Annotated in this window: 12 protein-coding genes; 11 read left to right on the top strand and 1 reads right to left on the bottom strand. The window is 29.5% G+C overall.

What is annotated here, in order from left to right; genetic code table 11:
- Positions 1-67 precede the first annotated feature (67 nt).
- From HBE96_RS13920 to HBE96_RS13895, 6 genes are all read left to right on the top strand, one after another.
- On the top strand, positions 68-1,015 hold the full coding sequence (locus tag HBE96_RS13920) for a DMT family transporter (RefSeq protein WP_169298334.1): 948 nt from the start codon (positions 68-70) through the stop codon (positions 1,013-1,015).
- Between the two features lie 215 nt (positions 1,016-1,230).
- Positions 1,231-2,637: an AmmeMemoRadiSam system protein A gene (gene amrA, locus HBE96_RS13915; protein WP_169298333.1), complete on the top strand. Its 1,407-nt coding sequence runs from the start codon at positions 1,231-1,233 to the stop codon at positions 2,635-2,637.
- A gap of 480 nt (positions 2,638-3,117) precedes the next feature.
- Entirely contained in the window at positions 3,118-4,575 is a 1,458-nt protein-coding gene (locus HBE96_RS13910) for a spore germination protein (protein WP_169298332.1), read from the top strand.
- Positions 4,576-5,646, top strand: a complete 1,071-nt coding sequence (locus tag HBE96_RS13905) for a GerAB/ArcD/ProY family transporter (RefSeq protein WP_169298331.1) — start codon at positions 4,576-4,578, stop codon at positions 5,644-5,646.
- 8 nt (positions 5,647-5,654) lie between these two features.
- Positions 5,655-6,776 (top strand): Ger(x)C family spore germination protein, encoded by a 1,122-nt coding sequence (locus HBE96_RS13900; protein WP_243186937.1) that lies wholly within the window; start codon positions 5,655-5,657, stop codon positions 6,774-6,776.
- Positions 6,777-6,995: 219 nt separating this feature from the next.
- Positions 6,996-8,390, top strand: coding sequence for a hypothetical protein (locus tag HBE96_RS13895; RefSeq protein ID WP_169298329.1), 1,395 nt, complete (start codon positions 6,996-6,998; stop codon positions 8,388-8,390).
- 664 nt (positions 8,391-9,054) lie between these two features.
- Here HBE96_RS13895 and HBE96_RS13890 read toward each other — a convergent pair.
- Positions 9,055-10,377 (bottom strand): transglutaminase-like domain-containing protein, encoded by a 1,323-nt coding sequence (locus HBE96_RS13890; RefSeq protein ID WP_169298328.1) that lies wholly within the window; start codon positions 10,375-10,377, stop codon positions 9,055-9,057.
- Between the two features lie 461 nt (positions 10,378-10,838).
- Here HBE96_RS13890 and amrS point away from each other — a divergent pair, with 461 nt between their 5' ends.
- The 5 genes from amrS to HBE96_RS13865 all read left to right on the top strand — a co-directional run bounded on the left by amrS (position 10,839) and on the right by HBE96_RS13865 (position 15,734).
- Entirely contained in the window at positions 10,839-11,693 is an 855-nt protein-coding gene (amrS, locus tag HBE96_RS13885; RefSeq protein ID WP_169298327.1) for an AmmeMemoRadiSam system radical SAM enzyme, read from the top strand.
- A 37-nt stretch (positions 11,694-11,730) separates the two neighbouring features.
- A complete protein-coding gene (locus tag HBE96_RS13880; RefSeq protein ID WP_169298326.1) occupies positions 11,731-12,453 on the top strand; it encodes a DUF421 domain-containing protein in 723 nt (240 codons plus the stop codon).
- A 270-nt stretch (positions 12,454-12,723) separates the two neighbouring features.
- Entirely contained in the window at positions 12,724-14,292 is a 1,569-nt protein-coding gene (locus HBE96_RS13875) for a spore germination protein (protein ID WP_169298325.1), read from the top strand.
- Positions 14,293-14,296: 4 nt separating this feature from the next.
- Positions 14,297-15,490 carry a Ger(x)C family spore germination protein gene (locus HBE96_RS13870; RefSeq protein WP_169298324.1) on the top strand — a complete coding sequence of 398 codons (1,194 nt, stop codon included), beginning with the start codon at positions 14,297-14,299 and terminating at the stop codon, positions 15,488-15,490.
- Positions 15,491-15,494: 4 nt separating this feature from the next.
- Complete coding sequence (locus tag HBE96_RS13865) at positions 15,495-15,734, top strand: hypothetical protein (protein WP_169298323.1); 240 nt, start codon at positions 15,495-15,497, stop codon at positions 15,732-15,734.
- Position 15,735: the final 1 nt, after the last annotated feature.

The raw sequence follows: 15,735 nt of genomic DNA, 5'->3' as shown, positions 1-15,735 counted from the left end.
ACTGCACAGAGAATGTATATTATACTTATATTTATATATAAATCGGCATAAAAGGGGGCTAATTTTAATGAAAACCAAAAAACTTAAATCTAATCTTTTACTTTTACTTGCTGCAACTATATGGGGATTTGCATTTGTTGCTCAAGTAGTTGGGGGGAAATATATAGGGGCATTTACTTTTAATGCTGTAAGATTTGCGCTTGGAAGTATATCATTGATTCCTCTTATTCTTTTTTATAACGATTCAGAGAAAAAGCATGAACATTTTAAAGAGTTAAAAAAAGCATTTTGGCCTGGAATTATTGTAGGAATTTTTATATTTTTGGGTTCATCTTTTCAACAAGTAGGGATAGCATATACTACAGCGGGAAAAGCAGCGTTTATAACTGGTTTATACATTGTAATTGTGCCCATTTTTGGTGTGTTTTTAAAACAGCATATCAATATTAATAATTGGATTGGCGTTATAGTTGCTGTTATAGGGTTATATTTCTTGTGTATAACAGATAAATTTTCTATATCTTATGGTGATTTTCTTCAGCTTATATGTGCTTTCTTCTTTGCGGTTCAAATACTTTTAATAGATAATTTCTCTAAAAAACTTAATATTTTAAAGTTAGCGTTTATTCAATTTGTTACGTGTTCAATGCTTAGTTTGGTGAGTGCTCTATTTGTAGAAAAAATATCTATGAGTTCAATTTTATTAGCTGCAGTACCTATTTTATACGGAGGCATTCTTTCATGTGGTGTAGCCTATACTCTTCAAATTGTAGCTCAAAAAAATGCAGAACCATCTCAAGCGGCTATTATAATGAGTATGGAAGCAGTATTTGGTAGTATAGGTGGCGTTTTAATTTTAAAGGAGAGTATTGGTATTAGAGGAGCTTGGGGGTGTGCGCTTATGCTTATGGGTATGCTTCTAGCACAAATTAATATTAAGAAAAAGGACAATTCTAGTTGTGATGTTCAGAGGAGTGAAGTGAAAGGCGAAGATAAAAGTGCTACTGATTTTTAAAAATAATTTAATGTGATAATTATAAATGTTTAATTATGCTTATAGGAAAAGGTTGCGGGCAAAATATGTTTGTCAGCAACCTTTTCTTAAAATTTATTATATGGTTAAAATAGCAGCTAAAGCATAAACTATATTAGAATTTTATTGAAACATAGAGTAGCAGCTGTGGGATAAATTTAAATGTAGAAATTAAAATATTAATAGAGGTGATTTTTATGAGTTTACAAGGTTTTTATTTAATGCCACATCCACCAATTGTGATTCCAGAGGTGGGAAAGGGAGAAGAAAAGAAGATTACTAATACTAGTAATAGTTTGCATGCCATAGGAAAGGAAATTGCTGAAAAATCTCCTGATACTATTGTAATAATAACTCCTCATGGAACTATGTTTCAGGATGCAATTGCACTTAGCTTGGAGGATGAAGTTTCGGGAAGTTTAGAAAACTTTGGAGCTTCTAATGTTTCTATGAAATTTCCAATTGATAAAGCCCTTACTAGTAAAATTTATGAATTATCATATAAAGATGATATAGCTGTTGCAATGGCTACAAATTCCCTTTTAAATAAGTATAATACTTGTGTTTTTTTAGATCATGGAGCTATGGTTCCTCTGTACTTTATAAATAAATATTACAAAGAATATAAGCTGGTACATATTACTTACACTGGATTAGGTGATATTGATTTATATAAGTTTGGCATTAATATTAGCAAAGCGGTAGAAGAACTAGGTGAAAATGCTGTTGTTATAGCAAGTGGGGATTTATCTCATAGATTGAAGGAAGAGGGCCCTTATGGCTATAATCCTTTTGGAGAAAAATTTGATAAGGAGTTTCTTCATCACTTAGAACAAGGAGATGTAAAATCTGTTTTTACCATGGATAAAGAAACTATATGTAATGCTGGAGAATGTGGTAGGCCTTCTACTGTAATTTTACTTGGCACATTAGAAGGCAAGAAATTTAATGGTGAACTTTTAAGTTATGAAGGTACTTTTGGAGTAGGTTATGGAGTAATGAGGTTTAATGTTGATTCTAAGGATTCGCCTAAGTTGCAGGAGTTAGAGGCTCTTAGGAGAGCTTCCTTAGAAAAAAGAAAAAATGAAAGTGATGCTTATGTAAAACTTGCAAGGGAAAGTCTTACTAGCTATCTAAGTTCAGGAAAACAAATTAAACAGCTTCCAGGTTATGTGACAGAAGAAATGAAAAATAATAAAAGAGGAGTGTTTGTATCTTTAAAAAAGCAGGGAGAATTAAGGGGTTGTATTGGAACTATATTTCCTACAACTGAAAGTGTTGCAGAAGAAATTATACGAAATGCTATTGAAGCTGGAATTAATGATCCTAGATTTTATGAAGTACAGGAGGAAGAACTTTTAGATATTATTTTTTCAGTGGATGTTTTAACGGAATCTGAACCTTCTTCCAAGGAAGAATTAGATCCAAAGGAATATGGTGTAGTTGTAAGAAGCAGAGGAAAAACGGGACTTTTACTTCCTGATTTAGAAGGTGTAGATACTGTAGAAGAACAGTTATCAATTGCTCTGCAAAAGGCTGGTATAGCATCTAATGAAGAGTATACAATAGAAAAGTTTAGAGTAATTAGACATAAAGAAGTGTAATATAAGCGCATAATCTATATTCTGGTCAAAGTTTAAAGGTAAAATTATATCTGTTATATTCATAATTATGCAAATCGAAATTAAATTTATATAATTCCTTATATTTTGGTAAATTGAAATTTAATTACAACCAATTAATTTTTGGGGTAGAAAACCTTTTATATGATTTTCTACCCTTTTGATTTTTATGAAGTAGTATAAATGTGTTTTTCAGATATAATTCAAAATAGCTTTTTACATAAATTCAAAATAAGGTTTTTATTGGGAATACCAAAAAACATCCAGAAATAATTTTGATAAAAGGGTTTAAACAGATAAACAGTAAGGTTTTTATATAATTTTAAGTATCTGCTAAATAAATTAAAAGTTACATAGTTTATTAAAAAGTGATAATACTAAAATAATAAATATATGATGAATTATTTATAAATACTTATTAATTTGTAAATATAGTATCTCTTTTTTATGGGGGTGTTAAAAGTGTGTGCTAATAAGTCTTTATCTAAAAATATAGATGATAATATTAATGAACTTGTTAGTAAATTTAAGGAATGTCCTGATGTAATAAATAAAAAGTTAATACTTAAGGATGGAAGAAAAGGATGTTTTTTTTATTTAAAAGGCTTTATAAACATTGATTTGATTCAAAGGGACTTTGTAAAGCCTATGTTATCCATGGATATTGAAAATATACCTGATAAAGAAATTTTAGATTATTTGCCTTTGCTTGATACCTCATTAGAGTATGACATAGATGCTACTGTTAAATCAGTATTGAATGGAAAGATAATTTTTTTAATGGATAAATTAAATTATGTTATTATATGTGGATTGATTGATGCAGAAAAAAGAAGTATTACCGAACCAGAAAATGAAAAAAATGTTCGTGGACCACATGAAGGGTTTATTGAAAGTCTTGATACAAATATTGCTATGTTAAGAAGAAAAATTAAAAATGAAAATTTAAAATTTAATACTATAACACTAGGAAATGAAACTAAACAGACAGTTGCTGTTGCGTATATTGATGGAATTGCAAATCCCAAATTGTTAAGTACATTAATTAATAAAATAAGTAAAATTAATACGGATGGATTACTTGCTATTGGGTATATAGAACAATATATTACAGATTCACCTAATTCACCATTTCCACAGTATTTAGCAACAGAAAGAGCTGATAAAGTAGTTTCGTCTTTACTGGAAGGTAGACTTGTAATATTAATGGATGGAACTCCTTTTGCATTAATTGCCCCAGTTTCCTTTTGGTCTTTTATTCAGGCACTTGATGATTATAGCACTAAATGGATGTTAGGATCGTTTATTAGATATATAAGAATAATTTCAGTAGTAATTTCAATGACATTACCTGCTTTATATATATCAGCAACTGCTTTTCAATATTATTTAGTTCCTCTAAATTTACTTATACCATTAGCAATATCTAGAACTGAGGTAGCTTTTCCACCTGTTGTTGAAGCTTTAACAATGGAATTCACAATTGAAATCATTAGAGAAGCATCCATTAGATTACCTACATATATTTCAACTACTATTGGTGTGGCAGGAGGAATTATAATTGGTCAAGCGGCAGTTAATGCAGGAATTGTAAGTAGTTTATTTATTATTGTAGTTGCAGTTACAGCTATGGCATCTTATGTAATTCCTGTTTATGATTTTGGATTGGCATTGAGATTAGTTAGATTTTTATTTTTAATGTTTGCATCTTTTTTTGGAATTATTGGGGTGTTAGTAGGAAGTGTTTTTATTATTTCACACTTACTATCATTAGAATCATTAGGTCAACCTTATTTCAGTCCAATAATACCCTTTAAAAAAGATGATATTAAGGATACAGTAGTTAGAGCACCTTTAAGTTTTATGAAAATAAGACCTCATATTTCTCTGCCATTAAAGAAGAAGCGAGGAGGGAAATAGTTGGTTGATAAAAGACATGAAATTACATTAAAACAACTTATAATATTTGGTATATCCGCTCAAATTGGTTTAGGTATTCTTACGCTACCATCTAATCTTGCAAAAAAGACCGGTCATGATGGATGGCTTGTTGTGGTTGCAGCAGGATGCATAATGTTATTACTTGCTATTTTTATAGCATTGCTCATAAATAGATACCCTAATAATTCAATTTTGGATATTAATGTTTTACTATATGGCAAGTACTTTGGAATGTTCTTCAATTTTATATTTATATGTTATATTCTTTTTACTACAAGTTTAAGCAGTAGATTTTTTGCTGAAATGATTAAAATTTCAGTATTGAACCAAACACCATTAATTGTCATATCACTTTTTATTTTTATACCTACAATTTATCAAGTAACTAAAGGATTAAAAGTAATATGCAGATTTGCCAGTTTACTAATATTAGCACACATTACATTAATTTTAACTTTTCTCCTGATTATAAGAGATACAAGGGTAACATATTTAATGCCAATTGCTAAATCAGGTATTATTACAATATTTAAAAACATGCCTTATGCATTTTTTTCATTTTTGGGTATTGAATTAATAACAATTTTTTATCCTAATGTTACAAATAAAAGCAATCCAGTAAAATGGGTAACCATTGAAAGCATATATATAGCTATATTTTATATAATTGTTGTTGCTTTTACTACAGCCTTATTTGGTGAGAATAAATTAAAAATGATTATATTTCCTATGTATAGTGTTGAACGAGCAATAAAAGTCCCAATACTAGAAAGGCTGGATATATTTTTTATTGCCTTCTGGTTTCCTATTATGGCAGGTTCAGTAAGAAGTTATTTTTTCTCATCTTACTATTGTATAGCAAAATTATTTAAAATACGCAGAGAAAAATTATTGATTGCAATAGTATTCATTGTTGTAATGATAATTGGTAGAATACCAAAAAATCTTGAGGATATTTTTACATATATGAATTATGATGCTTTATTAGGTGCAGCAAATATATTATTTATAGCATTTTCATTTTTTATTTCTTTGATAAGGAGGAGGTAATGCTTCCAATGAAAAAGTTTATTGCTTTAGTTATAATATTGTCCTTATTTTTAGAAGGATGCTGGGATCAGAAGGTTTATGAAAATATAGGATTTATACTGCAACTTGGATTGGAAACATCAGATAGCGATGATAAAATTTTAATGACTTATTCAAGTCCTGTTGTAGAACCAAAGACAAAGGAGCAAATTGAGGTTATATACAAGGATAATGAAAATTTGTTAAGGCAATTTAGAGAAGATGCAAGAAAAATATCCTCTAAGCTGTTAGAAGCAGGAAAGATGCAGCAAGTTTTAATATCAGAGTCCTTGGCAGCAAAAGGTGGGATGGCAAATATACTGGATGTTTTTGAACGTGATCCAACTAATCCTTTAATAGCATATGTGGCAATTGTAGAAGGTAGTCCTAATAATTTAATACAAAAGGCTCAAGCTTTCGGAGATAAGCCAAGGCCAGCATTTTATATACGCCAGCTTATTGAGCATAATATAGACCAATCGAATATACCAGACACTCAAGTATATAATTTTACTACAGATCTTTTTTCACCAGGAATAGATCCTGTAGCGCCTATATTGAAATTGGAATTTGAAAGGGGAAAGGGTATTGAAGTAGCTGGAACAGCCTTATTTTCAGATGATAAATTTGTTGGCAAAGTAGATACAAGGCAAACTTTACTTTTGCTATCTATGATGGGAAAAGCAAAAAAGTCAACATACATAAGTATTTCACCTCAAGATCCTAAATATAATAATGGAAAAAAGGGATGTGCCTTCAATATTTCCAAAATTAAGAGGCACATTAATGCATATATAACAGAAAATATACCAACAGCAGATATCAAATTAGATTTCAAAGGGTCTATAAGTGAACTCTATTGGAATGGTATTGGAAATAAAGTAGATTTAAAAAATATTGAACAGGAGTTAGCAGATGAAATAAGGCAAAATTGTAAACAGATCTTAAAATATACTCAAGAAGTTGGTAGTGACCCTTTAGGTATAGGCGATATAGTTCGAGCTAAGCATAATTCATATTGGGAAAAAGTTGATTGGAAAAAAACATATCCTCAAGTTAATTTTAATGTTGATGTTAATGTGCACATATCACATCATGGTATTATAAATTAAAATACCTTTTTATGCTAGATTAACGATATTTATATTATTAAGTGACTATTGAAAGATTTATTGTACCTTAAGTAGATAAAAGTCATTAATTCTGTAATAAGCGTATTCTCCTAATAAAGATATAAAAATAACTAAAATATAATATTAATATATATACAATATCACTTTATATAAGCTCTGCATAATCTATTAGTAAAGTAATCTTATAAGAGGGAAAAAATGAGTACATTATTAACCCCCCTTCATTATATCTATTTAATATTCATATTTATAATTATTGCAGCTATGGCCAAGAAAAGAGATATTTCATTAATTTGTATACTTGGTATATTCTTGCTTGGATTGGTAGGCACAGGTTCTTTATACCATTCTACTATGGGGGTGTTTAACAGCTTTGTTTATGCCACTAAAGAACTTATGCCCACCATATTTATTATATCTGTTATTGTTGCTATGAGTAACGTGTTAATAGAATCTGGTATAAATGAAGAAATAGTACAGCCCTTTAAAGGAGTAATAAAAAATTACTGGATTGCTTATTGGGTTATCGGTATAGTTATGATGATACTTTCCTGGTTTTTCTGGCCATCACCAGCAGTAGCACTAGTGGGGGCTTTATTTTTACCTATAGCAAAGAAGGTAGGACTTCCAGCTATAGGGGTGGCAATATCAATGAATTTGTTTGGACATGGTATAGCTTTGTCAGGAGATTATATAATTCAGGCAGCTCCTAAGCTTACAGCAGATGCAGCAGGTATACCAGTATCTAGTGTAGTTAACGCAAGTATTCCGTTGGTAATTACTATGGGTTTAGTAACCACTATAACAGCATTTTACTTACTTAGAAAGGACATTAAATTAGGGAAAATATCTACAGAATATACTATGGAAGATGAAAATGATGAAAAGAAACCTAATTTAGTTACTCTTTCAAAGAATTTTAAAAGGATTTTAGCATTAATAACTTTTGGTTTATTTATTGTAGACATATTTGTGATGTATACCGCTAAACTGCAAGGTGGGGATGCTACTGCGCTTATAGGTGGAACGGCTATATTTATAATGAGTTTAATATCTCTATTAACTTACAAAAATGAAGCTTTAGAAAAAATAACAGGTAATCTTGTTAAAGGATTACAGTTTGGTTTTAAAATATTTGGTATAGTTATACCTATAGCTGCATTTTTCTATTTAGGGGATTCAGCTTTTAACGAAATATTTGGAAAGGTATTGCCAGTTAATTCTAATGGTATAGTTAATGATTTAGGCGTATGTCTAGCTAATCTGGTGCCTTTAAATGCTGCAGTTGCATCTACAACTCTTACTGTGGTTGGCGCAATTACAGGTTTGGATGGATCAGGATTTTCAGGAATATCTTTAGCAGGTTCTGTAGCAAAATTATTTTCTACAGCTTTAGGTGGAGGAGTAGCTACTCTTACTGCACTAGGACAAATAGCAGCTATATGGGTTGGAGGAGGAACTATAATACCATGGGCTGTAATACCTGTAGCAGCTATATGTGGAGTGGATCCTTTTGAACTAGCGAAAAAGAATTTAAAGCCAGTTATTATAGGTTTGATTGTTACTACAATAGTTGCCATGTTTATCATATGATTTAGAAATGATGAATATACGTAAAAAATGAAATGTTTTCATGCTTAACTGAATTTTCATAGTTTAAAAATAATATTATGCAACTTGAAGTATGGATTTTAACTTTTATTTCGTGATATATAGGGTAAGAGGTTCTAGCTATTCTAAAGCTTAAAGTTTGTGAAAGACTAAGAACTTTGTCAAACTACTACTATTTGAAGTTTACGCTTTAGGTTGGAATTAAAATATATAACTTAAAATATATAGATAAAAAATAATTATTATGAAAGCTACGCTTTTAAACTAATGGGAATAATAGTATATATGTAAACTGAAGTAAGAAGAAACTTTTAACTGTATGAAGACTGATATATGTAGTGCAGGAACATTCGAGCGAATTTTAGAAGTTGTTAAGCAGAGAGCCAAAATCTATGATTTTGTGCGAATCGCTTACTCCTCTGACAAAAGGAAGTGGAGTTTCATTACTCTAAAAATACCGTAATTTTTGCCAGGACGGCAAAAGCTCTGAAAGCGACAGGACGTCGCATTTGAAGAGGTAGGTATTTTTCAATATCTCAAGCAATTAGAACTTCTTAATGAAGTGAGTGTTCCTGCACTACATATATCAGTCGGAATACAGTTAAAAGTTTCTTCGGTTATTTGCAGTTGTGTTGCAATGTGATTACTAATTTAATTTCTCAATTTGTGTTTGTATGCTGCTACTTACATTGCTTCCTTGAAAATAACTGGAATATATAGTATTATCCTTATTTTCACCAACTGTATCATAACCTGTAATAAAATGAGCTGGTCCGCTTAAATTTGAAAAATAGCTATAATCTATAGTTTTGTTTCCGTTATAATAATATAGATTAGTTGGCTCTGCGGGTATCCATCCGTATTCTGGTAAGTAGTACTCTGCCCAGGCATGTCTATAATTGTTTCCATTTGCTACATTATTACTAAAGTTTTCTCCATCAACCCAATATCCAGTAACAACTCTAGCAGGAACACCAGAAGCCCTTAAAAGTGCAACAAATAATTCAGAATAGTCTTCACATACTCCTCTAGAGGTTTGCAGAGCATTTAAAGCTCCTTTATTTTTATTATTTTGATCATAAGTCATATAGTTATTTACAAATTCATAGGCCTTTTTTGCCTTGTAATAAGGATTACTTATTCCTGCAAATAAATCTTTTGATTTGTCTATAATAGCTGAATTATTACTCTCTATTTTATCAGAAGCTGATGTATATTTAGTATAATCACTAAAGCTGCTGTAATTTCCAGAGGTTTTAGATAAATCCTTTATATATTTTATACCACTGACTTGTATAGTTCTAGTGACTTGATATTGTGACTTTTCTCCAGCTTTTAAATAGGTAGAACCTGTAAGTTTTTTGTTCACAGAATTTTCAGAAGTAATTTGAGAATTTTCGCCAGTTCCCTTTAAGTCCATTTCCTTTTGATAAGGAGAGTTACTTGGACTTCCAATGTTATAAGTTATATCCAATTTTGTGTCACTGTCACTTGAAAAAGTTAAAGTATCAGTAACTTTATATGTATGTGTATTCACTAGAGAGTAGCTAGAAGTATCAATAGCTTGTACACCATTTTTAGTTGTAAATTTCATAGTTGCAGGATTTAGAAGAGCAGCTCCATTTAAAGCTTTTATGTTGTTCACATATATAGTATAAGTTTTACCTGGAGTGTAGCTAACTAAGGGCTTTACAGAAATAATATTTCCGCTGGAACTTAAGTCTAATTTTATTGAACTTCCAGTATCATCAATAACTTTTACATTTTCGTTAGTTACGGTGTTTTTATCAATGTCTTTTGAAAATTTAACATTCCAAGTTTTATCTGTACTTATATTTTGTTGGTCAGTAAAAACAGTGTAATTACTTTGTGCAAAAACAGTACTAGTGCAAAATAATACCATTAATGAAATAAGAAGAAAATGTACTTTGAACGTTAAAAATCTTTTAGTACTACTTTTTAGAAACATAATTTCACCCCTTTGATTTACATTAATTATATTATAGCATATTAGGGTTAAGGTTGTTATAGGGTAAATTTTTTCACAATATGGCAATTTTATTTATTAAGATACAAAGGTGATGTTAAAAATAATATTTCATAAATATTTTATTCATTTTAAAATTAGTATAAAAAATTTTCTTTATAAAGGTTCTTTGAATTGTTTTGTTAGAGCGAAAATAATACTCATAGTTAAAATTATTTTATACATTTATTTTGAGTATAGAATTATAGTATATTACAAAAACTTATTTTTGATAGTATAACTTATGGAAGTTTATTTTTTAAAAGTATGATAGTAGTTCTTATTAATTGATTTTTAGGTTAAGATGGAGTTTGCTTATAAAAATTACTTTCCAAGGAGAAATGGTATCCATCAGATAAAATTGAATACATGTATTACAATATTTGGAAATTCGAGGTGTAATTATGAAGACACAGGCTATGTTTTATGAAAAACTTAAAGATAAAATTCACTGCTTCTTATGTCCACACAATTGTGTTATTGAAAATGGGCATTTTGGAAAATGCAATGTGAGAACTCATGAAAATGGAGAACTTTTTACTATAAATTATGGAGAAATTACTTCAGCTTCATTAGATCCTATAGAAAAAAAACCTTTTCATTATTTTAGACCTAATACTGAAATTTTTTCAGTAGGAAGTTTTGGATGTAATTTTACCTGCGGCTTTTGCCAAAACTACAGTATTTCTCAGTTTAAAGCTGAAAGTAGACTCATATCTAAAGAAAATTTAGTAGAAACTGCACTAACTATGAAAAACAATATAGGGCTGGCGTTTACCTATAACGAACCGAGTATTTGGTATGAATATGTATATGATTGCGCTAAACTTTTAAAAGAAACAGATCCTAATGCATCAGTAGTACTTGTTACCAATGGATATATTAGTGAGGAGCCTTTAAAGAATCTCCTTCCTTATGTTGATGCTATGAATATTGATCTAAAGAGTTTTAGTACTGGATATTATAAAGATCTTTGTGGAGGAAGTCTGCAGCCTGTGCTAAAAACAATTGAAATAGCTGCAAAACACTGCCATGTAGAGATTACAACATTATTAGTAAGCGGTGAAAATGATAATCTAGATGAAGTAGAGGAAATTGCAAAGTTTATAAATTCTGTAAATCATGATATCCCTCTACACCTTTCTAGATATTTTCCAAGATACAAACTTGAAAATTCACCTACAGATATAAACTTTATGAGAGAAGCGGAAAAGATTGCTAAAAAACACTTAAGCAAAGTAATTTTGGGGAATGTGTAAATAGATTATTGCTAAAGAATTTAAGGAGGATTTATACATGGAAAATGTATTGTTTAGCACCATAGTTAGAAGTATTATAATTTACATTTTAGCAATATTTTTAACTAGACTTGTGGGAAGAAAACTTATATCTCAAATGACATTTTTCGATTTTGTTATGGGAGTTTCAATGGGGGCAATAATTGCAAATACCATTGTGGGTCCAAGGTTCACTGTAATATCTGCCGTAACTGCTCTTATTTCAGTAACTATTCTAACAATTATAACTGCATATTTACATATTAAGAGTTTTAGGGTAAGAAAGATGGTAAATTCAGAACCAGTTACTTTAGTTGAAAATGGGACTATTGTTGAAAAAAATATGAAAAATATTAGATTGACTATTGATGAATTAATGATGAAGTTAAGAGAAAAGAATACTTTTAACTTAGGTGATGTAGAATTTGCAATAATGGAAACGGATGGAGAGTTATCAGTGCTTCAAAAAGCAGATAAGCAACCACTTACTCCATACCATATGAATATAAAGGCAACAACATCTGGACTTATGAAAGATATAATAATAGATGGGAACATAATGGATGAAAATTTATCAGCTGCAGGATTAAGTAAGAAATGGTTAAAAGCTCAACTAAATAATCAAAATGTTAAAGATGCTTCAGAGGTATTTTATGCGGGAATAGATAATAATAAAAAGTTAGTAATATCAAGAAAAAATAAAAACAACAAAGAATATCATGGAAAATATGGTATTGAGTAATATTGTTATTTAATGATGCATTAACATTAATTTTAATAGTTTTAATCTTACATAAAAGCAATTTGTGTTGTGATAGGATTAATAATATTATATTGGAAGATATATTAACTTTTGTTTTTTTATTCTGCAGACATATGTATAACTAGACAATTCATAAATTAGAATTACTAAAGAACTTCTTACTTAGAAACTGTGTGTTAATAAGAATATATTTTGTTGTACTTACAAAACATATAATAATGTACTTTAAGATATAAGGAGATTGCACCAATGAAATTTTTTAAATCGGAATCTACAAATAAAATTAATGAAGATAACTCAAGTATAGTTATTAGCAAGGATATAAATGAAAATATAAGTAGAATAAAAGTTGATTTTGGCGGCAGTAGTGATTTTAAAATTGACTATTTCAAATTTGATAATAATGCAGATTTTATTTGTGCAACTATATGTATTAAAAGTTTAACTGATAAAGTGATTATGAATTCATTGTCACTGGAACTTTCAAAGTTAAAATTAAAATACCTCAATTCAAAATTTAATATAGAATTTGATACATTAATAAATTATTTTTCTGGCATAAGAGATTTAGAAGAAGATAACGATTATGAAACTCTTTATATTGAACTACTTTTGGGCAATACTGTATTTTTAGTTGATGGATATGATAAATTTTTTTCAATAAGAACTAATACTGATGAAGGTAGGGCAGTTCAAGAACCAACTTCTCAGACAATAATAAGAGGTCCTAAAGATTCATTTACAGAAAAATTGAGTGCAAATATTTTACTTATTAGAAAAAGAATAAAAAATAAAAAATTAAAAATGGAGAATTTGTTTTTAGGTAGTGTAACCAAAACAGCAGTAAGTGTAATGTATATTGATGAAATAGCCAAAGATGACATTGTACAGGAAATAAAAAACAGGCTTAATAAAATAGAAATTGATGCTGTATTAGAAAGTGGGTATATTGAAGAACTAATTAAGGATGATAAATATTCTATATTTCCTACTTTTTTGAATTCAGAAAAACCTGATTCTGTAGCTGCAGCTTTGCTTGAAGGAAAAGTAGCAATTTTAGTTGAAGGAACACCTTATGTATTAACGGCTCCAGCAATTATGTTTGAATTTTTTCAATCAAGTGAGGATTATTATCACCATTATATTATATCTTCAATGATGCGCTTTATAAGATTTATTGCCTTTTTACTGACCCTTTTAACACCAGCAACATATATAGCAATAACAACATTTCATCAGGAAATGCTTCCTACACCTTTACTTATAAGTATAGCTGCACAAAGAGAAGGTGTTCCTTTTCCGGTCTTTATAGAAACATTATCTATGGAGTTTGTGTTTGAAATAATAAGAGAAGCAGGTATAAGGATGCCAAGAGCTGTAGGATCAGCTATCTCTATAGTAGGAGCGTTAGTGCTTGGCCAGGCAGCAGTAGAAGCTGGTATTATATCAGCTTCCATAGTAATTGTTGTTTCAATAACGGCTATATCAAGTTTTGCTATACCTAATTATGAGATGTCAAATGCTATAAGGGCCATAAGATTTATTTTAATGTTTTTGTCAGCTTTACTTGGATTATATGGGGTATTTATAGGACTTATTATTTTGGTGCTTCACTTATGTAAAATAAAATCTATAACAGTTCCATATTTAACACCAATTGCACCAAGAGTGAAAAATAGTAATAAAGATACATTCTTTAGATTTCCATTATGGAAAATGAAACATAGGCTTACGTGTATTAGTGCTACTAGTGCGTTAAGAGTGAGAGAAAAAGATCCTGTAAGCTCAAGTCAAAAGAAAAAACCAGAATTAAGGTGATGTAATGAATTTTAGAAAGGCATTAATTATTTTTATTATATTACAAAGTACATGTCTTACTGGATGTTGGAGCAGTAAAGAAATAAATACTCTTGCAATTGTTGTGGCTACTGGGATTGATAAAACAGAAAAGGGATATTTAATTTCAGAACAAGTTATAAATCCAAAGGTTATAGCTGCTAAAAAAGCCACAAATGAGACACCAGTCGTTTTATATACAGCGGAAGGAAGAGATTTAGATTCAGCGATTAGAAGTATTACAGCAAAATCTCCAAGGGCAATATATAATTCACATCTTAGAATGGTTATACTTGGGAATAAAGTTGCGGAAGATGGAATAAAAGATATTCTTGACTATTTTGCACGTAACCATGAATACCGTACCGATTTTTATTTTGCAGTGGCTAAAAATAGAACTGCAAAAGAAATTTTGAGCGTTTTAACTCCTATAGAATCAATACCAGGAATTTATATGTATAATTCACTTAAGTTATCTAGTAGGGAATGGGCACCTACAAAAGCTGTGAGAATTATTGAATTAGTTAACTCTATTATTTCAGATGGAAAAAATCCTGTAATTACAGGCATCGAGATTAGTGAAGGTGAAACTTTAGCAAAATCTATGGAAAATTTAAAACAAAGTGGTGAAATTAAAAAAATAGCCTATTCAGGTTTAGGTGTTTTTGAAAAAGATAAACTTATAGGTTGGTTAAATGAAGATGAAAGTAAGGGATATAATTATATTGTTGGGAATGTAAAAGGTTCAGTAGGATATTCATATTATGGTGATAAAGTGAAAATTACAGGTGAGGTTATAAATGCTAAAACCAATGTGAAAGTTTCTTTAGTAAATGATAAACCTGTTATAAATGTAAAGATAAATGTAAAGCAAAATATTGGAGCAGTAGAAGGAGAATTTGATGTTTCGAAGGAAGAAAACCAAAATATACTAAATAAAATAGGTGAAGAAAGAATAAAATTGATATGTGAGAAAGCAGTTAATAAGGCACAAAATGAACTTAAAAGTGATATTTTTGGTTTTGGAGAAGCGGTGCACAGGAAGAATCCTAAGTTATGGGCAAAGATTAAAGGTGATTGGAGTACTGAATTTACACATGTTCCTGTGAATATTATGGTTAATCTAAAAACAAATCAGCTTGGTCAAATAACAAAATCATTTTTTATTAAGGAGAAATAGTAACATGGCTATAGTATCTATTTTATCTGTATTGGTGTTTAGTATAGTATTAAGTATTGTGGAAATTCCCAAAATGTTGAGACAAAAACTTTATAAGGAACTATATACATTTATAGTATTACTTTCATTTGGTACAGTACTTGCAATACTAAAAAGTTTTAATGTTGATATACCAAATCCTTCAGATTTTGTACAATGGGTGTATTCTCCTTTTAACAATATTATAAGAGAATTATTAGAATGAG

Origin of the sequence: Clostridium muellerianum, from assembly GCF_012926525.1 — a bacterium.
Taxonomy (GTDB): domain Bacteria; phylum Bacillota; class Clostridia; order Clostridiales; family Clostridiaceae; genus Clostridium_AM; species Clostridium_AM muellerianum.
Note: the sequence above shows the minus strand (reverse complement) of the source record. Positions and strands in the feature narration are given on the sequence as shown.

Coding starts and splice junctions, on each gene's coding strand:
- HBE96_RS13920 (WP_169298334.1), top strand. CDS start 68: ATGAAAACCAAAAAACTTAAATCTAATCTTTTACTTTTACTTGCTGCA.
- amrA (WP_169298333.1), top strand. CDS start 1,231: ATGAGTTTACAAGGTTTTTATTTAATGCCACATCCACCAATTGTGATT.
- HBE96_RS13900 (WP_243186937.1), top strand. CDS start 5,655: ATGAAAAAGTTTATTGCTTTAGTTATAATATTGTCCTTATTTTTAGAA.
- HBE96_RS13895 (WP_169298329.1), top strand. CDS start 6,996: ATGAGTACATTATTAACCCCCCTTCATTATATCTATTTAATATTCATA.
- HBE96_RS13890 (WP_169298328.1), bottom strand. CDS start 10,377: ATGTTTCTAAAAAGTAGTACTAAAAGATTTTTAACGTTCAAAGTACAT.
- amrS (WP_169298327.1), top strand. CDS start 10,839: ATGAAGACACAGGCTATGTTTTATGAAAAACTTAAAGATAAAATTCAC.
- HBE96_RS13880 (WP_169298326.1), top strand. CDS start 11,731: ATGGAAAATGTATTGTTTAGCACCATAGTTAGAAGTATTATAATTTAC.
- HBE96_RS13875 (WP_169298325.1), top strand. CDS start 12,724: ATGAAATTTTTTAAATCGGAATCTACAAATAAAATTAATGAAGATAAC.
- HBE96_RS13870 (WP_169298324.1), top strand. CDS start 14,297: ATGAATTTTAGAAAGGCATTAATTATTTTTATTATATTACAAAGTACA.
- HBE96_RS13865 (WP_169298323.1), top strand. CDS start 15,495: ATGGCTATAGTATCTATTTTATCTGTATTGGTGTTTAGTATAGTATTA.